The 20282-nt window shown below is 58.0% G+C and carries 19 protein-coding genes and 1 tRNA gene; 6 read left to right on the forward strand and 14 right to left on the reverse strand.

The genetic code is table 11. From position 1 onward, the window contains the following. Window positions 1-2 precede the first annotated feature (2 nt). The 5 genes from HP15_RS15175 (at window position 3) to HP15_RS15195 (ending at window position 4427) form a co-directional block, all read left to right on the forward strand. Window positions 3-704: an ABC transporter ATP-binding protein gene (locus tag HP15_RS15175; protein ID WP_008171549.1), complete on the forward strand. Its 702-nt coding sequence runs from the start codon at window positions 3-5 to the stop codon at window positions 702-704. Window positions 705-942: 238 nt separating this feature from the next. Continuing rightward, entirely contained in the window at window positions 943-1407 is a 465-nt protein-coding gene (locus HP15_RS15180; RefSeq protein WP_014578287.1) for a DUF3015 domain-containing protein, read from the forward strand. An 89-nt stretch (window positions 1408-1496) separates the two neighbouring features. Beyond that, window positions 1497-3362 carry an Lnb N-terminal periplasmic domain-containing protein gene (locus tag HP15_RS15185; protein WP_041645595.1) on the forward strand — a complete coding sequence of 622 codons (1866 nt, stop codon included), beginning with the start codon at window positions 1497-1499 and terminating at the stop codon, window positions 3360-3362. After that, on the forward strand, window positions 3332-4210 hold the full coding sequence (locus tag HP15_RS15190) for an alpha/beta hydrolase (protein WP_041645598.1): 879 nt from the start codon (window positions 3332-3334) through the stop codon (window positions 4208-4210). Before HP15_RS15185 ends, HP15_RS15190 begins: the two co-directional genes overlap by 31 nt. Further along, the gene (locus HP15_RS15195; RefSeq protein WP_041645600.1) at window positions 4197-4427 is read left to right on the forward strand and encodes a hypothetical protein; all 231 of its coding nucleotides are present in this window, start codon (window positions 4197-4199) and stop codon (window positions 4425-4427) included. The genes HP15_RS15190 and HP15_RS15195 overlap by 14 nt, the downstream gene beginning before the upstream one ends. On the opposite strand, the gene pnp is transcribed toward HP15_RS15195, so the two are convergent. The 13 genes from pnp to ftsH all read right to left on the reverse strand — a co-directional run bounded on the left by pnp (window position 4403) and on the right by ftsH (window position 19026). Continuing rightward, window positions 4403-6586, reverse strand: coding sequence for a polyribonucleotide nucleotidyltransferase (gene pnp, locus HP15_RS15200; RefSeq protein ID WP_014578290.1), 2184 nt, complete (start codon window positions 6584-6586; stop codon window positions 4403-4405). The two genes, HP15_RS15195 and pnp, sit on opposite strands and share 25 nt — an antisense overlap. A gap of 288 nt (window positions 6587-6874) precedes the next feature. Then, entirely contained in the window at window positions 6875-7144 is a 270-nt protein-coding gene (rpsO, locus tag HP15_RS15205) for a 30S ribosomal protein S15 (RefSeq protein ID WP_008171539.1), read from the reverse strand. A gap of 78 nt (window positions 7145-7222) precedes the next feature. Continuing rightward, complete coding sequence (gene truB / locus HP15_RS15210; protein WP_014578291.1) at window positions 7223-8164, reverse strand: tRNA pseudouridine(55) synthase TruB; 942 nt, start codon at window positions 8162-8164, stop codon at window positions 7223-7225. Next, complete coding sequence (gene rbfA / locus HP15_RS15215; protein WP_008171536.1) at window positions 8161-8583, reverse strand: 30S ribosome-binding factor RbfA; 423 nt, start codon at window positions 8581-8583, stop codon at window positions 8161-8163. Before rbfA ends, truB begins: the two co-directional genes overlap by 4 nt. Continuing rightward, on the reverse strand, window positions 8583-11132 hold the full coding sequence (infB, locus tag HP15_RS15220) for a translation initiation factor IF-2 (RefSeq protein ID WP_014578292.1): 2550 nt from the start codon (window positions 11130-11132) through the stop codon (window positions 8583-8585). Before infB ends, rbfA begins: the two co-directional genes overlap by 1 nt. Before the next feature lie 18 nt (window positions 11133-11150). Further along, entirely contained in the window at window positions 11151-12644 is a 1494-nt protein-coding gene (nusA, locus tag HP15_RS15225) for a transcription termination factor NusA (protein ID WP_014578293.1), read from the reverse strand. Window positions 12645-12699: 55 nt separating this feature from the next. Next, window positions 12700-13161 (reverse strand): ribosome maturation factor RimP, encoded by a 462-nt coding sequence (gene rimP / locus HP15_RS15230; protein ID WP_008171533.1) that lies wholly within the window; start codon window positions 13159-13161, stop codon window positions 12700-12702. 320 nt (window positions 13162-13481) lie between these two features. Further along, window positions 13482-13566 (reverse strand) — tRNA-Leu (locus HP15_RS15235). A gap of 7 nt (window positions 13567-13573) precedes the next feature. Beyond that, a complete protein-coding gene (gene secG / locus HP15_RS15240) occupies window positions 13574-13954 on the reverse strand; it encodes a preprotein translocase subunit SecG (RefSeq protein ID WP_008171532.1) in 381 nt (126 codons plus the stop codon). A gap of 24 nt (window positions 13955-13978) precedes the next feature. Next, window positions 13979-14737 carry a triose-phosphate isomerase gene (gene tpiA / locus HP15_RS15245; protein ID WP_014578294.1) on the reverse strand — a complete coding sequence of 253 codons (759 nt, stop codon included), beginning with the start codon at window positions 14735-14737 and terminating at the stop codon, window positions 13979-13981. A gap of 75 nt (window positions 14738-14812) precedes the next feature. Then, window positions 14813-16156, reverse strand: a complete 1344-nt coding sequence (gene glmM / locus HP15_RS15250; RefSeq protein WP_008171529.1) for a phosphoglucosamine mutase — start codon at window positions 16154-16156, stop codon at window positions 14813-14815. Continuing rightward, the gene (gene folP / locus HP15_RS15255) at window positions 16156-16986 is read right to left on the reverse strand and encodes a dihydropteroate synthase (RefSeq protein WP_014578295.1); all 831 of its coding nucleotides are present in this window, start codon (window positions 16984-16986) and stop codon (window positions 16156-16158) included. Before folP ends, glmM begins: the two co-directional genes overlap by 1 nt. Before the next feature lie 96 nt (window positions 16987-17082). Next, window positions 17083-19026 (reverse strand): ATP-dependent zinc metalloprotease FtsH, encoded by a 1944-nt coding sequence (ftsH, locus tag HP15_RS15260; protein WP_169702170.1) that lies wholly within the window; start codon window positions 19024-19026, stop codon window positions 17083-17085. 386 nt (window positions 19027-19412) lie between these two features. On the opposite strand from ftsH, the gene yhbY reads away from it, so the two are divergent. Next, window positions 19413-19724 carry a ribosome assembly RNA-binding protein YhbY gene (gene yhbY / locus HP15_RS15265; protein ID WP_008171523.1) on the forward strand — a complete coding sequence of 104 codons (312 nt, stop codon included), beginning with the start codon at window positions 19413-19415 and terminating at the stop codon, window positions 19722-19724. 75 nt (window positions 19725-19799) lie between these two features. Here the strand turns inward: yhbY and greA are convergent, their stop codons facing one another. Further along, a complete protein-coding gene (gene greA / locus HP15_RS15270; protein ID WP_075267597.1) occupies window positions 19800-20279 on the reverse strand; it encodes a transcription elongation factor GreA in 480 nt (159 codons plus the stop codon). Window positions 20280-20282 lie beyond the last annotated feature (3 nt).

The raw sequence follows: 20282 nt of genomic DNA on the forward strand, positions 1-20282 counted from the left end.
ACATGCTAGTACTAGAAGATGTCCATACCCACTACGGCAAGATCGAGGCCTTGCACGGGGTGTCTGTCGAAGTCAAAAAGGGTGAGATCGTCTCGCTGATCGGCGCCAACGGCGCCGGCAAGACCACGCTGCTGATGACCGTCTGCGGTAACCCCCGGGCCAGTTCAGGACGCATTTTCCTGGAGGGCCGGGAAATCACCAACGAATCCACGGCGCAGATCATGCGCTCCGGCATCGCCATTGTTCCGGAGGGGCGTCGGGTGTTCTCGGGCCTGACCGTGGAGGAAAACCTCCATATGGGTGGTTTCTTCAACACCAAGGCCGAAATCCGCAAGAGCCAGGAGCACGTCTACGAGCTCTTCCCGCGCCTCAAGGAACGTGAACATCAGCGTGCCGGCACCATGTCTGGCGGCGAGCAGCAAATGCTGGCTATCGGGCGGGCACTGATGAGCAGGCCAGAGATGATCATCCTTGATGAACCATCACTGGGCCTGGCGCCGCTGATCATCAAGCAGATCTTTGAGATCATCGGCCAGCTTCGCGAGGAAGGCATTACGGTTTTCCTCGTCGAGCAGAATGCCCACCAGGCCCTCAACCTGGCAGACCGGGGTTACGTGCTGGAAACCGGAAAGATTCGCCTGCACGACACGGGTAAGAATCTGCTCAACAACCCGGATGTCCAGAACGCCTATCTGGGCGGCTGATCCTGGATCCTTGCCTCGAAGCATAAAACCGGAGCATGCACGCTGCTCCGGTTTTTTTGGGCTAAATCAAATACTCACCAATCTTTAAACTTGCGTTGGCTGGATTTCAACTATACTCAGATCAACGGTCAACCTGTCTCCACAAGACCAGTCAGGGCCGTTTTCGCAATGCTGCTCCACGTCAGGGGCAGCATTGTGTATTGCGACGACAGCTTTAAACCACAGGAAGGAGTGGATAATGAAAAAACTGATCGCAGGTGCAATTCTTCTTGGTGCCTCTTCTATGGCCTTTGCCCAACCGGGCTGTGGCGTCGGTGCCATGATCTGGAAAGGACAATCCGGCATTGCCCCCCACGTACTCGCTGCAACCACCAACGGTACCTTTGGTAACCAGACGTTTGGTATGACCACAGGCACCCTTGGCTGCCAGACCAACCAGTCTGTTCAGTCCATGGCCATGTACATGGACAGCAACATCGACAAGGTGGCCCGGGACATGTCCCGCGGTTCCGGTGAGAACCTGGACACCCTGGCAGTGCTTCTGGGCGTCGACGAAGCTGACCGGGACACCTTCCGCAAGGTGCTGCAGGACAACTTTGCCACCATTTTCCCGAACTCTGACACCACCTCCGGTGAAGCCGTGGACGCCATCGTCGCGCTCCTGGAGCAAAACGAGTCACTCAGCAAATACGTAGCAGCCTGATCCAGGCTCCTTGAAGGGACTCTCATGCGCCAGGGACGGCGCATCGTTCCATTCTCTACCCTGTTCAACCCCGGATGCAGCACCAACCCATGGGCAACATGCTTCGCATTGGGCCAGCCCTGATCTGGCTTGCAGTCAGCCTGCCGACCCAGGCCAATTCGCCTGAACACGCAACCGAGCTCCATCTCGACCCTGCCTGGCTTACACTCATTCATTATCAACCCGACAGGTTTGGTAGCGGATATACCAGCCAGGCCGACGATCCGGCCTTTTTCCTGAGCGAAAATGGCAAGCACTCCCCCCGGGCAGAGCTCAAGGCCACCCTGGATGCTATCCAGAAAGACGGGGAAGGCGACGACCACGCCCTCTGCCGCTTCCCGGCACGGGCAACCTGGCTCAGTCAGCAACTTGATCTGTCGCTACCGGAGATCGAGTGTCCCGGCTTCCAGGAATGGTCGGAAACATTGAACACCGAGACGGTGACCCTGGTGTTTGCCGCCTCTTATCTCAACAGCCCGTCTTCCATGTTCGGGCACACGTTTCTGCGCCTGGACCCACCCCAGGATGACGACGAAACCAACCTGCTGCTGGCCAACACGATCTCCTATGCCGCTGATGCCGCCGCCCACGACAGTGAACTGCTGTTCGCGTACAAGGGCATTTTCGGCGGCTATCCCGGCATCACTACGGTCCAGCCGTACTACGAGAAAATTCGGCTTTACTCCGACATCGAACATCGTGACCTGTGGGAGTACAAACTGAATCTCACCCAGGATGAAGTGGACCTGATGATCGCCCATGCCTGGGAGATCAGGGACCGGAATTTCGATTACTACTTCTTCGACGAGAACTGTGCCTATCGCCTTTTGGCGCTGATAGACATTGCCCGCCCGGGCACGGACCTTTTGGGGGAAGTAAGCACTCACGCCATTCCGTCGGACACGGTTCGCTGGGTGGTCGACAAGGATCTGGTCAGCGAAGTCTACTACCGGCCTTCTGCTGCCACATCGGTGGCCTACAGTCTCTCAACCCTGCCTGACGATCAACAGACCCTTGCGGCAGCGGTCGCCAACGGATATGTAGCCGCTGATGGTAGCGAAGTGAAGTCACTGCCAGCCGAGCAACGAGCACATGTTCTGGACGCCACTTACGATTATGTTCGATACAAGAGCGAGGCCGACGGTTGGCCCCGTGAAATCGCCGCACCACTCTCCCATGACCTGTTGAGAGAGCGCAGCCAGATCAGCGACGTCGCACCGCCCGAGGAACCACCAGAACCGGTAGTTCGGGATGATCAGGGCCACGACACCTTCCGCCTGAGCCTCGGAGCAGGCCAGCAGGCACACAGGGAATTCACCCAGTTGACCCTGCGCCCGGCCTACCACGATGTGCTGGACCCGCCGGCCGGCTACCGTACCGGTGCCCAGCTGCAGTTCCTCCGACTCGACGCGCGCCTGTATACCGACAACGACGAACTTCAACTGGAACAGCTTACCGGCGTGGAAATCCGCTCCCTGAGCCCGCGGAACGCCTTTTTCTCTCCACTGTCCTGGCAGGTAGGTTTTGGTGGCCGCCGCACGGATACTGGCAACGATCGGGTCCTGACGCCCTACCTTGAGGGCGGAGCTGGCGGCAGCTGGCGCCTTGGCAACCAGACCCAGGCCTTTGCCATCGCCACCGCCGACCTGGAGATCGACGACGACCTGCGCCGAGGCTACGATGCTGCCCCGGGCGCCGACATCGGCCTGCTCCATCAGAACAACCAGTTCAGCCTGCTCGCCGGTGCCAAAACCAAGGCCTGGATCGTCAGCAGCCAACACCGCCAGGATCAGCTTTACGCCAAAGCCAACTGGCATATCGGCCGCGAGTTCAGTCTGTTTGCCGAGTTCACCCGGGAAGACCACTACGACAGGTATCAAAGCCTATGGCACGCCGGAATCCACGCGTATTTCTGACCACCACCACGGCCCGGCTAAGCGGGCTTCTGGTTGCGCTTCTGCTGCTATCCGGTTGCAGCAGCGTCTTCTTCTACCCGGATCGGGTGACTTACATCACCCCGGACCGACTGAACCTCGAATACGAAGACATCTACCTCGACACGGCCGACGGCGAAACCCTCCATGGCTGGTGGCTGCCCGCAGAAGCCCCTGAGAACAACGCCAGGGGCACAGTCTATTTCCTGCATGGCAACGCCCAGAACGTCAGCAGCCACATCCTCAACGTAGCGTGGCTGCCCGAGAAAGGCTACAACGTCTTTACCATCGACTACCGGGGCTACGGCAAATCCACCGGTGACCCGGACATCGAAGGCGCGCTGCACGACGTGGAAACCGGCCTGCGTTGGCTGGCCCAAAAACCTGACGTGACCGACCGCCCCCTATACATCCTCGGCCAGAGCCTCGGCGGCGGTCTCGGAATCGCCCTGGCCAGTGAATGGATTCAGAGGGAGGAACAGCCCCGGCTGGACGGTGTAATCCTGGATGGTACCTTCTCCGGCTTTCGCAAGATCGCCCGGGAGAAATTAGGTGGGTTCTGGCTTACCTGGCCGTTGCAGATTCCGCTAAGCTGGACGATTCCTGATGACTACGAGGGCCTGGACCATATTCCCAGAATCAGCCCGGTGCCGGTCATGGTGATCCACAGCGTTCGGGACGGGATTATTCCCTTTCATCATGGAGAGGCGCTGTTTGAGGCAGCACAGGAGCCCAAAGAGTTCTTGCAGACGGATACGCCTCACGGGGCGACGTTTGTTATTCCCGGGTACCGGAGAGAGGTGCTTCGCTTCATGAATGCTGGGCGATAGAGTGTGGGCGGCTGTTGGGTTTCCCTTTTCAAAAGTGTTGAGGGCCAAGGACGGCCCGAAACAAGCGCACATGGATGTGCTCGTAGCGTCTTTTGAAAAGGGAAACCCAACAGCCGCTTGCAACCAAGCCAAGCGCAATAAAAAACCCGCCAATCCAAAAGAAAGGCGGGTTTTTATCAAGCCCGAAAACGATCAGGCAGAGAAATCGGTCGGCTGATCGCCTTCCTTGATTTCCTTCATGGACAGCTTCACACGACCACGGTTGTCCACATCCAGCACCTTCACCAGAACTTCCTGACCTTCGCTCAGCTCGTCAGTCACGTTCTCGATGCGGCGATCAGAGATCTGGGAAATGTGCACCAGACCATCCTTGCCAGGCAGGATGTTAACGAAGGCACCGAAGTCCACAATGCGCTCTACGCGGCCCTTGTAGATGGCACCCACTTCAATCTCGGCCGTGATTTCCTTGACCCGGTTAACCGCCGCCTGGGCAGCTTCCTGGTTGTCGGCGTAGATCTTCACGTTGCCATCATCATCCAGATCGATGGAGGCGCCGGTCTCGTCACAGATCGCGCGGATAACAGAACCGCCCTTACCGATAACGTCGCGGATTTTCTCCGGATTGATCTTGATGGTGGTGATGCTCGGCGCACGGGCAGACAGCTCGGCACGGGGCTCGGAGATCACCTTGTTCATCTCGCCCAGGATATGCAGACGCGCAGCGTGAGCCTGCTCGAGAGCGATTTCCATGATCTCGTCGGTGATGCCGTTGATCTTGATATCCATCTGCAGGGCGGTCACGCCCTCCTGGGTACCGGCCACCTTGAAGTCCATGTCGCCCAGGTGATCTTCGTCACCCAGGATATCAGTCAGAACCGCGAACTTGTCGCCTTCCTTGACCAGACCCATGGCAATACCGGCAACCGGTGCCTTGATGGGTACACCCGCGTCCATCAGCGCCAGACTGGAACCACAGACAGAGGCCATGGAGCTGGAACCGTTGGACTCGGTGATCTCGGAAACCGCGCGGATGGCGTACGGGAATTCTTCGAGGGTCGGCATAACAGCCAGAACACCACGCTTGGCCAGACGACCGTGACCAACTTCGCGGCGGCCCGGGGTGCCTACACGGCCAGCTTCACCTACGGAGTACGGAGGGAAGTTGTAGTGGAACAGGAACGGATCCTTGCGCTCGCCTTCCAGTGCATCAATGATCTGCACATCACGGGACGTACCCAGAGTAGTGGTCACGATGGCCTGGGTTTCGCCACGGGTAAACAGGGCGGAACCGTGTACGCTGGGCAGAACACCGACTTCAATTTCGATCGGACGGACAGTCTTGTTGTCACGACCATCGATCCGCGGCTTGCCATCAATGACCTGCTGGCGAACCACACTCTTCTCGATCTTGCCGAAGTACTTTTTGACTTCGTCTTCGGAAGGCTGGCCTTCCTCTTCACCGGCCAGTTTCTCAACGGCAGCGGCTTTTACTTCGCCCAGACGCTCGTAGCGGGCCATTTTGTCACGGATGCCGTAGGCTTCCTCGATAGCACCGGCAAAGTCGGCCTTGATGGCATTCAGCAGCTCGGTGTTCTCGGCGGCCGGCTGCCAGTCCCAACGGGGCTTGCCGATTTCAGCAGCAAATTCCTTGATGGCGGTAACCGCTGTCTGCATTTCCTGATGACCATAAAGCACGCCGCCCAGCATCTGGTCTTCGGTCAGGCCTTTGGCTTCGGATTCAACCATCAGAACCGCATCTTCAGTACCGGCAACGACCATATCCAGCAGGGAGGTCTGCAGTTCTTCAAACGTCGGGTTCAGGAAGTAACCGCGCTCGTTGGTGTAACCGACGCGGGACGCACCGATGGGGCCATCGAACGGAATACCGGAGATGGACAGAGCGGCAGACGCCGCCAGCATCGCCGCAATATCCGGGTCCTGGTTCTTGCTGGAGGACATGACCGTGGTGATGACCTGAACTTCGTTCATGAAGCCGTTCGGGAACAGCGGACGAATCGGACGGTCGATCAGGCGTGAGGTCAGCGTTTCCTTTTCGGAAGGACGACCTTCGCGCTTGAAGAAGCCACCGGGGATTTTGCCCACGGCGTATGTCTTCTCGAAGTAGTTCACGGTCAGCGGGAAGAACGGCTGGCCGGGCTTGGCTTCTTTGGCGCCAACAACGGTGCCGAGAACGGAAATATCATCCACGGTTACCAGTACGGAACCGGTTGCCTGACGGGCAATACGGCCGGTCTCCAGAGTGACGGTTTTGCCGCCAAGCTCAAATGATTTCTTGAAAGGTTTCAGATCCACAAAAAACTCCTGGTCTATCTGTTCCAGATTGATTCGTTCCGGGCGCCCCTGCGCTCGAACCATAGTTCTGCAGATGATGTGCTGTGGTCTGAAGAGCAACCCGTCTGAAAGCTAACAGGCTGTTGCAAAACCCCGGTCTGGGAGGCGGCAGTTCCGGAGGCCGCCAGGCCCGGGCTTTTCAACAACCTGCTATCAATTTCGGCTTTCCATTACGACAGGGAATCCTTCGAACACACAGACAATCCAACTGCAGTGGGAAAAAACACAACCAGCAGTCCCCGCGAGGAGGACTGCTGGTTGACGACTGCCGCCGGACGTACCGGCACAGCCCTCAGGTCGTAAAGACCCGGATTAGCGACGCAGACCCAGACGCTGGATGAGCTCCAGGTAACGATCGGCGTTCTTGCGCTTGAGGTAGTCCAGCAGCTTACGACGCTGGTTTACCATCCGGATCAGGCCGCGGCGGGAATGGTGATCCTGCTTGTTGGCCTTGAAGTGATCCTGCAGCTTGTTGATGTTCGCGCTCAGCAGTGCCACCTGAACTTCAGGGGAACCGGTATCGCCATCACCTTGCTGAAAATCCTTAACGATCTGTGCTTTCTCGTTGGCAGAAAGTGCCATAACTCACCTCATTGTTTGCGATGCTTTCGAATACGGCCGAACCGCGCATCTCTACAGCCCGGCTAGACAGCGACGCGCCTAACGCTTTCCGCTGCTTTTCACCAGTCGGCGTGGGACCAGATTGGTCTGCTCGCCTTCCGGGAATGCTTCTGCAAGCCCGACGAAGCTTTCGTTAGCGCTCTCATTCGCATAGAGACGCACGAACCCGTCGTAAGCCTGACCCGGTATTCTAACCGGTTGTCCGTTCAAGATCGATACCAGCGCCTGCCCCGCCAGACGGTGCTCGGGGAACATGGACAGCGCGGCATCCGGTGCCACGAGGAGACCATCAAGGCTTTCACCCCGCTCACGCATCGCCTCCAGATCACTCACAGCATGGGCATCGGCCAGGGTGAACCCGGACGCCATGGTACGGCGCAGCGCCGTCACATGGGCTCCGCAGCCCAGGGCTTCACCGATATCCTCAACCAGTGAGCGAATGTACGTACCCTTGGTGCAGCTGACCGCGATATCCAGTTCATTCTCGCGAATATCCAGGAGCGTCAGTTCGTAAATGGTCACCGGCCTTGCCGGACGTTCCACCTCGATACCTTCGCGAGCATATTCGTAAAGCGGACGCCCTTTGTGCTTGAGCGCCGAGTACATGGAGGGAACCTGTTGGATATCACCCCGGAAACCGTCAAGTAACGGCTCCAACACCTCGGCGGTGAGACCGGCCGGTACCGGTTTCTCGGCAACGACGGCGCCCTCACTGTCACCGGTTTCGGTTCGGACTCCGAGCCGGGCGGTGGCAATGTAGGCCTTGTCGCTGTCGAGCATCATCTGGGAGAACTTGGTGGCCTCACCGAAGCAAAGCGGCAGCACGCCCGTCGCCAGGGGATCAAGAGCACCGGTGTGGCCCGCCTTGGCGGCCCCGAACAGGCGCTTCACCTGCTGCAGGATGCCGTTGGAGGTAACACCTGCCGGCTTGTCGATAACGAGGATACCGTTAACGTCACGGCCTTTGCGTCTGCGGCTCAAGCGTTACGCTCCGGGTCATCCTGATCATCGTCGGTGCGGTCAACGGCCGGCTTGTCGCCGACCGCTTCCCGAATGAGGCTATCCATCTTGCGGCTGTATCCCTGCAGCGTATCGAAGTGGAAACGCAACTGTGGCACAACCCGCAGCTTCATTGCGCGACCTACCTGGCCCCGCAGAAAGCCCGAGGCTTTGTTGAGCACCGCAATCGATTCCCGGACCTCCGGAGACTCTTCCGTCAGTTCTTCGGTGGAAAGCAGGGAAACATAGATATCGGCGTAGCCAAGATCACGACTGACCTTGACTGCGTTGACCGTGACCATACCCACCCGCGGGTCTTTGACTTCCCGCTGGATGAGCTGGGCCAGTTCCCGTTGCATCTGATCGCCGATGCGATCAATACGACTGAACTCTCTTGGCATCAGGCCCCCGTGGACTCAAGCTTGCGCTCGACCCGGACGCGATCGAAGACCTCGATCTGGTCGCCGACTTTCACGTCGTAACCCTTAACACCAATACCGCATTCCATGCCGTTACGGACTTCAGGTACGTCGTCCTTGAAGCGACGCAGGGATTCCAGCTCGCCTTCAAAGATAACCACGTTGTCCCGCAGAACCCGGATCGGCTTGTTACGGTAAACCGTGCCTTCAGTAACCATGCAACCGGCCACCTGACCAAACTTCGGCGAACGGAACACATCACGCACGTCGGCGATGCCAACAATATCTTCGCGGAATTCCGGTGCGAGCATGCCAGTCAGGGCTGCTTTCACATCATCAATCAGGTTATAGATGATGCTGTAGTAGCGCAGATCCAGACCTTCCTGCTCAACCAGGCGCTTGGACGCTGTGTCGGCACGGACGTTGAAACCGAAGATAACCGCATTGGTTGCCATGGCCAGACTGACGTCGGTCTCGGCAATACCGCCAACACCGGACGACACGATCTTGACCTGGACCTCATCGTTACCCAGGTCCTGCAAGGCCTTGGTGATGGCTTCCAGCGAACCCCGAACGTCGGTCTTGAGCACAACATTGAGGGTTTTGACCTCGTCCTTGCCCATGTTCTCGAACAGGTTCTCAAGCTTGGCGGCCTGCTGACGCTGGAGACGCTGCTCCCGCTCGCGGCTCTGACGGAACTCGGCCAGCTCTTTGGCCTTCTTCTCGTCAGCAACGGCGAAGAACTCGTCACCGGCATCCGGTGTTCCGTTCAGACCGAGGATCTCGACCGGAATAGACGGGCCTGCTTCCTTGACCTGCTTGCCGGCTTCATCGGTCATCGCCCGGACCTTACCGAAGTAGGAACCGGCCACAACCATGTCGCCCTGACGCAGGGTACCGTTCTGTACCAGGACAGTCGCAACGGAACCGCGGCCACGCTCAAGGCTGGATTCTACGACCACGCCCTTGGCAGGCGCATCGGTTGCCGCCTCAAGCTCGAGCACTTCTGCCTGAAGCAACAACGCCTCCAGCAGATCTTCAATGCCCTCACCGGTGTGTGCTGAAACAGGCACGAACTGAACGTCACCGCCCCAGTCTTCCGGGATGACTTCCATACCCGCCAACTCGGTCTTGACGCGATCGGGATCGGCCTCTTCCTTGTCCATCTTGTTGATGGCAACAACGATCGGCACCCCGGCGGAGCGCGCGTGCTGGACGGCTTCCTTGGTCTGTGGCATCACGCCGTCATCTGCGGCAACCACCAGGACAACGATATCCGTGCACTGGGCACCGCGGGCACGCATGGCGGTAAAGGCCGCGTGGCCCGGGGTATCCAGGAAGGACACCATGCCGTGATCCGTTTCTACGTGATAAGCACCAATGTGCTGGGTAATACCACCAGACTCACCGGAGGCCACCTTGGTACGACGGATGTAGTCCAGCAGGGAGGTCTTACCGTGGTCAACGTGACCCATCACGCTCACAACCGGAGCCCGCTTGGTCTTTTCGCCGCCCTCGAAGGAGAATTCGCTCAGAACCTCTTCCTCGAACGCATCGTCGCTGACTGTCTTGGCTTTATGACCCAATTCCTCGGTCACCAGAACGGCAGTTTCCTGGTCCAGTGCCTGGTTGATGGTGGCCATGACGCCCATGCCCATCAGGGTCTTGATAACATCAGCCGATTTGACTGCCATACGCTGGGCAAGGTCACCGACAGATATCGTTTCCGGAATCTCTACTTCTCTGACCATTGGTTTGGTCGGCCTCTCGAAAGCATGACGCTTCTCTTTGGGTTTCTTTTTCGCACGCAGCGGCTTGCGCAGCGTGGTCTCTTCCTCATCCTCGGAGATAACCAGCGGCTCTTCCACCGGACGACTGCGAGGACCACGATGGCCTGCCTGCTTCTTCTTCGGCTTGCCCTCTTCAATCTCGTCGCCGCGCTCGCGAACTTTTTCTTTCTTTTTCTTGGGCTTGCGGTCCTTGCCATCGCCCTCGGGCGGCGGCATCGGCATATCTTCCGGAGCGGGAACCGGCTCGGGCTCAGGCTCCGGCTCTTTCTTCGGCTCGGCCTTCTCTGCCTGCTCCGGCTGCTCTGCAGTCGCTGCCTCTGCGGGCTTCTCTGCTTCCGGCTGCTGGGCCTGCTCGGCCGCTACCTTTGGCGCCTCTTCCACCGGTGCCTGCTCCGGCTGCTGCTCAGCTAACGACTCTTCCGGTTTCGGCGCTTCAGCCTCAGGCTGCAATTCAGCCCGTTTGATGTAGGTACGGCGCTTGCGAACCTCAACATTGACGGTCTTTGCCTTGCCAGCCTTGAGCGTCGTAGTGGTCTTGCGCTTCAGGGTAATCTTGCGCGGTTCGGCGTCGGCCTCACCGTGAGTCTTTCTCAAATAGGCCAGCAACTGCTGCTTCTCATCGCTGGAGACAGAATCATTCTCGGAGCGGGCTTTCAGGCCAGCCTCCACAATCTGCTTCAGCAAACGATCCACGGGAGCGCCTACATCTTCGGCCAGTTGTTTTACCGTTACTTCAGCCATACTGGTCCTCCTCCCGAATTAAGCCTGGTCTTCAAACCAGGGGGCACGTGCAGTCATGATAAGCTGACCGGCACGCTCTTCATCCATACCTTCAATCTCGAGCAGATCGCCAACCGACTGCTCTGCCAGATCTTCCATGGTGCGCACACCCATGCCGGCCAGCTTGAAGGCCAGGCTACGGTCCATGCCATCCATTCCCAGAAGATCCTCTGCCGGCTCAGCGCCTTCGAGCGCTTCCTCGCTTGCCAGGGCCTGGTTCAGCAGGACGTCCTTGGCGCGACGGCGCAGCTCGGTGACGGTTTCCTCGTCAAAACCTTCGATCGCCAGCATCTCTTCCATTGGCACATAGGCCACCTCTTCAATGGAGGTAAACCCTTCCTCGATCAGTACACCGGCAAATTCTTCATCAACGTCCAGATTGCCAGTGAAATGCTCGACAAGCCGGCTGTATTCCTGCTCCTGACGCTCACCGGCTTCTTCCTCCGTCATCACGTTCAGGGTCCAGCCGGTCAGATCGGTGGCCAGGCGAACGTTCTGACCGTTACGGCCGATTGCCTGGGCCAGGTTGTCTTCCGCCACAGCCACTTCCATGGTGTGCCGGTCTTCATCCATAACGATGGACGCCACTTCTGCAGGCGCCATGGCATTGATCACCAGCTGGGCCGGGTTGTCGTCCCACAACACGATATCAACGCGCTCACCGCCCAGCTCATTGGACACGGCCTGAACCCGGGAGCCACGCATACCAACACAGGCGCCAACGGGATCAATACGGCGATCGTTCGTCTTCACCGCAATCTTGGCCCGGGAACCGGGATCACGGGCAGCGCCGCGGATTTCGATCAGATCTTCAGCAATCTCGGGCACTTCGATGCGGAACAGCTCGATCAGCATCTGCGGAGAGGTGCGGCTGAGAATCAACTGGGGACCGCGGTGATCCGTACGGATCTCCAGCAGCAGCGAACGCACCCTGTCACCCATCCGGAACGTCTCGCGGGGGATCAGGAATTCGCGGGGCAGCAGCGCCTCGGCATTGGCACCCAGATCGACAATCACGTTGTCGCGAGTAACCTTCTTGACGGTACCCGACACCAGCTCACCTACGCGGTCGCGGTAGCTGTCCACAATCTTGGTGCGTTCAGCTTCACGAACCTTCTGGAAGATAATCTGCTTGGCAGCCTGGGCGCCAATGCGGCCAAAGGCTTCGGATTCGATTTTCTCCTCGTGGATATCGCCGGGCTTCAGGGCCGGGTCGATTTCTTCGGCTTCCTGCAGGGTGAGCTCGGTGCCCAGTGCAGGAACGGCATCGTTGTCCACCACCAGCCAGCGGCGGAAGGTTTCGTATTCGCCGGTTTTCCGGTCGATTGATACGCGGATATCCGCCTCTTCGTCTTCAAAGCGTTTTTTGGCAGCGGTGGCCAGTGCCAGCTCGATCGCTTCAAAAATCACATCCTTCTCGACACCTTTCTCGTTCGAGACGGATTCAACCACCAGCAAGATCTCTTTACTCATGGGATTGCCCTGCCCTTAAAATCAACTGTGCGTCCACGGACTTTATTCAAATCGTTCACTCAAACACCGGCACGATGTGGGCTTTTTCAATGCTGTCGAATGGCAGCAGATACTCGTGATCATCAACGACCACAACCACATCATCACCTTCCACGCCTTTGATCAGCCCCTGAAACTTCCGGCGACCTTCAAATGCCATCCGGAGACGAATCTGAACCTGGTGACCAACAAAGGCCTCGTATTGCTCTAGACGAAACAGCGGGCGATCCATCCCCGGGGATGAGACCTCCAGTGTGTATTCGGTCTGGATGGGATCTTCCACATCCATCACACCGCTGATCTGGCGACTGACTTTCTCACAGTCGTCGACTCCGATGCCGTTTTCGGCATCGTCAATAAACACCCGTAACAGGGAATGATGGCCCTGCGAGCGGAATTCAATGCCCCAGAACTCATACCCCAGACCTTCCACCACGGGCTGAAGAATGTCTTCCAGTTGCTTAAGCTTGGCTGACAAGTTGTGCCTTCTCCGTTATCAATTTACCGGCCCCAAAAACAAAAAAAGGGCTGTTTTATCAGCCCTTTTTATGCACCAGGGCCCTTTGCGCCAGGCCCCTTAATCAAAAAGCCCCTGACAATGGGGCCTTTTGTTGCAAGAACTCGCAGGAAACAAACCGGTGTACCGCTTCCTGCTGACAGACACCTGGCCTGCCAGAAACCCGCCAGCACCACGCGGCAGGTCCCAATATCCGCCGGAGTATAGAGACGCCGGACAGACTGGTCAAGGACTGACCAAAAAAAACGGCCTGGAAACTCCAAGCCGTTTTTCTTCTAATATGGTGCCCGGGGCCGGACTCGAACCGGCACGGCTTTCGCCACTACCCCCTCAAGATAGCGTGTCTACCAGTTTCACCACCCGGGCAACATTCTTACTCGAGTTCAGGGAGATCAGACTCCCCACCCTCGGCTTCGCTGGCTGCGGCTTCGCCATTGTCAGCAGCGGTATCAGCAGGGGCGGCGCTGCTGGATTCCTGAACAACAGGAATACCGGCTTCGCCTGCCACTTCGGCACGCTGCTTGGCAAAAATCGCCAGCGAGAAACTTGTTACAAAAAATACAACTGCGAGCAGAGTCGTGAAGCGGGTGAGAAAGCTACCGCTACCCTGACTACCAAACACAGTCTGCGATGCACCACCACCAAAGGCAGCGCCGGCATCTGCGCCTTTGCCTTGCTGGATCAGCACCAGACCCACCAGCGCCACCGCGATCACCACGTGCACAACGACTACCAGCGTTTCTACCCAATCCATAACGACTCTCGCGAACCTTTAAATTCAGGTACCCGCCGGAACACTCCGGCAAATACTTACAAAATCTTCTGCTTTGAGCGACGCTCCGCCGATCAAACCGCCGTCAATATCCGGCTCGGCAAAAAGAGCGGCTGCATTATCCGCTTTTACACTGCCCCCGTAAAGGAGGGAAATCTCATTGGCCGGCGCGCCCATCTCTGAAAGCACCTGCCGAATCGACGCATGCATTGCCTGCGCGTCCTGTGCCGTAGCGGTTTTACCTGTTCCGATCGCCCAGACAGGCTCATAGGCAACCACTACACGCTGCCACTGCTCGCTTGCGACCGTCGCAAGGCCGGCCTTTACCTGGGCGGCAACAACGGTCTCGGCCTTACCAGCCTCACGCTCTTCCAGGGTTTCACCAACACAAACCATGGCCTGGAGCCCGGAAGCGAGAATGCGACCGACTTTTTCGGCCACTGCAGCGTCTGTCTCAGCGAAGAGCTGGCGACGTTCGGAATGACCCACCAAGGCGTATTGACAGCCCTGATCCAACGCCATGTCCGCGGAAATCTCACCGGTGTAGGCTCCGGACGCCCATTGCGCCACGTTCTGAACACCGACCGACAGCACATCGCCTGCGCTGGCAACCACGTCCGGGACGTAAATAGCGGGAGGAATAATAACAACCTCAACGCCATTATCAAGAGAAGCCGCCTGGGATCGCACATCGCTTACCAGCGTTTGTGCCAGGTCTTTCGACCCGTTCATTTTCCAGTTTCCGGCTACAATCTTCCGACGCATAACAGTTCCCGAACGTTAGGGAGGGCGAACTATACAGCACTCCCTCCCGGCAGACAACCGCCTGAAAACACAAAATTAAGCGGTGGATTTCTCCACAACTTTTGCCAGTTCCTCGACTACCCGAAGAATCTCGCTGGCGTCCTGCCCCTCCGCCATCACACGGATCAGCGGCTCTGTGCCAGAGGCCCTCAACAGAATCCTGCCGGAACTGCCCAGCTCGGTTTCGGCCTTGCGCACCGCAGCTACGATATCATCACGACTGAACGGATCGAAACGCTGCGCCACCCGAACGTTGATCATTTTCTGGGGGAGCTTGCTCATCCCCTTCCGCAGATCCGCAAGGGTTTTCCCGGACTTCCACACTGAAAGGAGGACCTGCAGCGCCGAAACAATACCATCACCGGTACTGGTGCAGTCGCGGATAACCATGTGACCGGAGCCTTCGCCACCCAGAACCCAGTTGTTGGCGAGCAGCCGCTCCATCACGTATCGGTCGCCGACTTTTGCACGCTCGAACTCGATTCCGATTTCATTCAAAGCAAGCTCGACACCCAGATTGGTCATCAGCGTGCCGACCACCCCGCCTTTCAGGCGATCCTCGGCAAAGCGTTGGGAGGCGATGACGTAGAGCAGCTCATCGCCGTCCACCTCGGATCCGTCCCGATCCACCATCAGAACCCGATCACCATCCCCATCGAAGGCGATCCCCAGATCAGCGTTTTTTTCGATCACTGCTGCCTTGAGAGCCTGCAGATGAGTGGAGCCAACGTTAAGGTTGATATTGAGTCCATCGGGATCGCCACCGATAACCGAAACCTTGGCCCCAAGCTCCCGAAATACCTTGGGCGCCACGTGATAGGTGGCGCCATGGGCACAGTCCAATACGATATTCATGCCGTCGAGCGTAAACTCATTGGGCACAGTGCTCTTGCAGAATTCCACGTACCGGCCCGGTGCGTCGTCAACGCGGGACGCCTTGCCAAGCTCGGTCGGGCCACAAACCTCAATGGGCTTGTCCAGCCAGCGCTCGATCTCGGCTTCAAGAGCATCGTCCAGCTTGGTGCCGGCCGCCGAGAAGAACTTGATGCCGTTGTCGTGGTGGGGATTGTGGGAGGCGCTGATCACAATGCCGGCCGAAGCGCGGAAAGTGCGAGTCAGGTAAGCGATTGCCGGCGTTGGCATCGGACCGAGCAGCTTTACATCCACACCCGCCGCCGCAAGGCCAGCCTCGAGGGCCGACTCAAACATATAACCGGACAGGCGGGTATCCTTGCCGATCAGTACGCTGTTGCGCTGACCATCGCGCTTGAAGGCCTGGCCCGCAGCCCAGCCAAGTTTCAGCATGAACTCCGGCGTTATCGGAAATTCACCCACGTGCCCGCGAATACCGTCCGTACCAAAGTACTTTCTCTCGGACATTAACCTGCCTCCTTCACTGCCGCCACCACGCGGATAGCGTCCACTGTTTCCCTGACATCGTGCACACGAATAATACTGGCACCCTTCATGGCCGCTATTGTCGCGGCCGCAAGGCTCGCAGGCAACCTTTCATTCACCTCACGGCCAGTGATATGGCCCAACATGGACTTCCTGGAAACACCAACAAGCAGGGGATGCCCCAGGATATGCATCTGCTCAAGGGAGGCCAGCAACTGCAGGTTATGTTCGAGGCTTTTCCCGAAACCGAAGCCGGGATCAAGCAGGATGTTTTCAGGGCGAATCCCGGCGTGCTCTGCAACGCGGATGCGCTCGGTCAGAAAAGCACTGACTTCCCGACGCACATTCCGGTACTCGGGGCGATCCTGCATGGTATCCGGCTCCCCCTGGATGTGCATGATGCAAACCGGTATGCCCGCTTTTGCAGCCACTTCCGGAGCACCGTCACGTTGCAGTGCCCGCACATCATTGATCAGGCCGGCCCCGAGTTTTGCCGTCTCAGCCATCACTTCCGGCGCACTGGTGTCTACCGAGATAACCGCATCGAGCTCCCGGGCTGCCGCCTCAACCACCGGGCAGACCCGGTCCAGCTCTTCCTGCAACGACACGGGCGTGGCGCCCGGGCGCGTAGATTCGCCACCGATGTCGATAAACGTGGCGCCATCGGCAACCATCTGCCTGGCCCGGACGAGAGCCGCATCCGGCCGGTTGAATTGGCCACCATCGGAAAACGAATCCGGTGTTACATTCAGAACGCCCATCACGTGGCAGCGGGACATATCCAGTTCCCGCCCGGCAAAATTCATTTTCATGGCAAACCTTTTTTCACAATGACAAAAACAAACGCCGCCCGGAATCCGGGCGGCGCAGGGAACTACACTCTTTTTATAACCAAAAGCTGCTAGCCGTCAGTGTTCTCCGGCCGGCCGGCCAACGCCGGGATGACGACCGTCATCGGAAGCCTTTGGCTCCGGCGCCGTCTCAGGCTCGTCGGCCTTGACGCCACCAGCGGGACCACTGTCTCCCCAACCTTTCGGCGGGCGAGGTGTGCGCCCTTCCATGATGTCATCAATCTGGTGACGGTCGATGGTTTCGTACTTCATCAACGCGTCGGCCATCATGTCGAGCTTGTCCCGGTTATCGACCAGAATCTGCTTGGCTTTTTCGTAGCAGCTGTCGATGATGTTGCGAACTTCCTCATCGATGCGCTGGGCCGTTTCCGGTGAGTACACCGTCTGGGACTGACCCGCAGACCTGCCGAGGAACGGCTCTTCGCTGTCGGTATCATACTGCAGCGGGCCCAGCTTCTCGGACAGCCCCCAACGGGTCACCATGTTGCGGGCCAGACTGGTCGCGCGCTCGATGTCGTTCGACGCACCGGTCGTCACACCATCAAAGCCCAGCGTCAGTTCTTCCGCGATGCGACCACCGAACAGACTGCAGATCGAGCTGATCAGGAAGCGCTTGCTATGGCTGTACTTGTCTTCCTCGGGGAGGAACATGGTGACACCCAGGGCGCGGCCGCGCGGAATGATGCTCACCTTGTACACCGGATCATGCTCCGGCATCAGACGACCCACAATAGCGTGGCCAGACTCATGGTAAGCCGTATTCCGCTTTTCTTTCTCGCTCATCACCATGGACTTGCGCTCGGCGCCCATCATGATCTTGTCTTTGGCAAGCTCGAACTCTTCCATGGACACTAGACGCTGGTTGCGACGGGCCGCGAAGAGCGCCGCCTCGTTGACCAGGTTTGCGAGGTCCGCACCGGAGAATCCGGGCGTGCCACGAGCAATCAGAACCGGCTCTACGCCATCCGCCAGGGGCACTTTCTTCATGTGCACCTTGAGGATCTGCTCACGACCAATGATGTCTGGCAGGCCAACAACAACCTGACGGTCGAAACGGCCCGGGCGCAACAGTGCCGGGTCGAGAACGTCGGGACGGTTGGTAGCGGCAATTACGATAACGCCTTCATTACCCTCAAAACCGTCCATCTCAACGAGCAGCTGGTTGAGAGTCTGTTCACGCTCGTCATGACCGCCACCCATGCCCGCGCCACGGTGGCGACCAACAGCATCGATCTCGTCGATGAAGATAATGCAGGGGCTTTGCTTCTTGGCCTGTTCGAACATGTCACGAACCCGGGAAGCACCCACGCCCACGAACATTTCGACAAAGTCAGAACCGGAGATGGAGAAGAACGGCACCTTGGCTTCGCCGGCAATAGCCTTGGCGAGAAGGGTCTTACCGGTACCCGGCTGACCAACCATCAGGACACCCTTGGGGATGCTGCCGCCAAGACGCTGGAATTTGCTGGGATCCCGCAGGAAATCCACCAGTTCCTTAACATCTTCCTTGGCTTCATCAACACCGGCCACGTCCGCGAAAGTGGTCTTGATCTGATCTTCGCTCATCAGACGCGCTTTGCTCTTACCGAACGACATGGGGCCTTTGCCGCCACCGCCGCCCTGCATCTGGCGCATGAAGAACACAAACAGTGCGATGATGATCAGTATCGGGAACGCGGCTACCAGAAGCTGTGTCCACAGGCTCTGGCGCTCAGGCTCCTTACCGATGACCTCAACGTTGTTCGCGAGCAGATCGTCCATCAGCTTGTTGTCAGACACCTGAGGACGGATTGTCTGGAACTGGGAGCCGTCACCACGGGTACCCTGAACCTGCAACCCATCGATTGTGACCTGACGGACCTGGCCTTCCTGGACCATCTCCACAAACTGGGAATAGTTGACTTGTTGGCCGGTGGTGGTGGGAGAAAAGTTCTGAAACACCATCAGCAGCACGGCGGCTATAATTAGCCAGAGAACCAGATTTTTTGCCATATCGTTCAAGGATCATCACCTGTGAATTGTAGGGTTAACCTTTCGCAAAGCACCCTTTTCTGACACCTTACACCAATTGTACGCCCGTCCACCAGAAACGGCCCATCCGTATCGGCCACACACAGCGCACAGTTTTTTAATGAAAAGTCGCCTTAACCTTCATATTGGGCGCCATATCTGAAATTACAACAGCAACCCTCAATACGCCCCCATTTCCGCGAACCTTTTGACCCTTGCCACCCGGGTTGGTTCCTTCTGGTTGCCGACCCCACGTCGATACGTGTTAACGGCCATTCTTACAGCGGAACGATCTGTTACAATTCGACGATTATACGTTCAAGTCAGCCTTTCCGCCGCTGACCTTTTGTTAATTGCACCAATAAAGAGATTACATCATGAGTCTTTCACCGGAACAGCGCCGGGAATACCGGGCGATTGCCCACAACCTCAAGCCCGTCATCATTGTTGGCGACAAAGGCCTTTCCGAGGGACTGCAGGAAGAACTCGAGCGCGCACTGAATGATCATGAGCTGATCAAGATCAAGGTGGCGAGCCAGGACCGGGAAACCCGGCACGAGGCGATCACCGCGCTGTGCGAATCCTCTGGCGCAGAGCTCGTCCAGACCATCGGCAAGATCGCCGTCATACTGCGCCGGGCCAAAAAGCCGAACCCCAAGCTCTCCAACCTGTTGCGCCACAAACACTGATCCGCCCGGACCCCAAAAACAGAAAAGCCGGCTCGGGAAACCCCAGCCGGCTTTTTTCGTTCAGCACAGACGAAATCAGATGTACTCGACCTGCTCAATCTCGTATTCCACGGTACCGGAAGGCACGCGAATGGCGACCACATCACCCTCGCTCTTGCCTACCAGCGCCCGCGCAATCGGTGAGGAAATCGACAGCTTGCCTGCCTTGATATCCGCCTCATCCTCACCAACGATCTTGTAGATCACCTGTTCGTCCGTATCCATGTTAAGCAGGTGTACCGTGGTGCCGAAGATCACCTTGCCGGTATTCTCGATGGTGGTCACATCGATTACCTGAGCGGCTGAAAGCTTGCCCTCGATTTCCTGGATACGGCCTTCAATAAAGCTCTGCTGCTCGCGGGCAGCATGATATTCAGCGTTCTCTTTCAGGTCGCCGTGCTCCCGGGCATCGGCAATCGCCGCAATAACCCGGGGACGATCCTCGGACTTCAGCTTCTGAAGCTCCTCGCGGAGGCGGGTCTCGCCCGCCTTTGTCATCGGTACTCTGTCAGCCATAGT

The organism is Marinobacter adhaerens HP15, assembly GCF_000166295.1.
GTDB classification, from domain to species: domain Bacteria; phylum Pseudomonadota; class Gammaproteobacteria; order Pseudomonadales; family Oleiphilaceae; genus Marinobacter; species Marinobacter adhaerens.

Bases quoted from the DNA above. Each gene is read 5' to 3' on its own strand.
- HP15_RS15175 (WP_008171549.1), top strand. From the start codon at position 3: ATGCTAGTACTAGAAGATGTCCATACCCACTACGGCAAGATCGAGGCC.
- HP15_RS15180 (WP_014578287.1), top strand. From the start codon at position 943: ATGAAAAAACTGATCGCAGGTGCAATTCTTCTTGGTGCCTCTTCTATG.
- HP15_RS15185 (WP_041645595.1), top strand. From the start codon at position 1,497: ATGGGCAACATGCTTCGCATTGGGCCAGCCCTGATCTGGCTTGCAGTC.
- HP15_RS15190 (WP_041645598.1), top strand. From the start codon at position 3,332: ATGGCACGCCGGAATCCACGCGTATTTCTGACCACCACCACGGCCCGG.
- HP15_RS15195 (WP_041645600.1), top strand. From the start codon at position 4,197: ATGCTGGGCGATAGAGTGTGGGCGGCTGTTGGGTTTCCCTTTTCAAAA.
- pnp (WP_014578290.1), bottom strand. From the start codon at position 6,586: ATGGTTCGAGCGCAGGGGCGCCCGGAACGAATCAATCTGGAACAGATA.
- rpsO (WP_008171539.1), bottom strand. From the start codon at position 7,144: ATGGCACTTTCTGCCAACGAGAAAGCACAGATCGTTAAGGATTTTCAG.
- rbfA (WP_008171536.1), bottom strand. From the start codon at position 8,583: ATGCCAAGAGAGTTCAGTCGTATTGATCGCATCGGCGATCAGATGCAA.
- infB (WP_014578292.1), bottom strand. From the start codon at position 11,132: ATGGCTGAAGTAACGGTAAAACAACTGGCCGAAGATGTAGGCGCTCCC.
- nusA (WP_014578293.1), bottom strand. From the start codon at position 12,644: ATGAGTAAAGAGATCTTGCTGGTGGTTGAATCCGTCTCGAACGAGAAA.
- secG (WP_008171532.1), bottom strand. From the start codon at position 13,954: ATGGATTGGGTAGAAACGCTGGTAGTCGTTGTGCACGTGGTGATCGCG.
- tpiA (WP_014578294.1), bottom strand. From the start codon at position 14,737: ATGCGTCGGAAGATTGTAGCCGGAAACTGGAAAATGAACGGGTCGAAA.
- glmM (WP_008171529.1), bottom strand. From the start codon at position 16,156: ATGTCCGAGAGAAAGTACTTTGGTACGGACGGTATTCGCGGGCACGTG.
- folP (WP_014578295.1), bottom strand. From the start codon at position 16,986: ATGAAAATGAATTTTGCCGGGCGGGAACTGGATATGTCCCGCTGCCAC.
- yhbY (WP_008171523.1), top strand. From the start codon at position 19,413: ATGAGTCTTTCACCGGAACAGCGCCGGGAATACCGGGCGATTGCCCAC.
- greA (WP_075267597.1), bottom strand. From the start codon at position 20,279: ATGGCTGACAGAGTACCGATGACAAAGGCGGGCGAGACCCGCCTCCGC.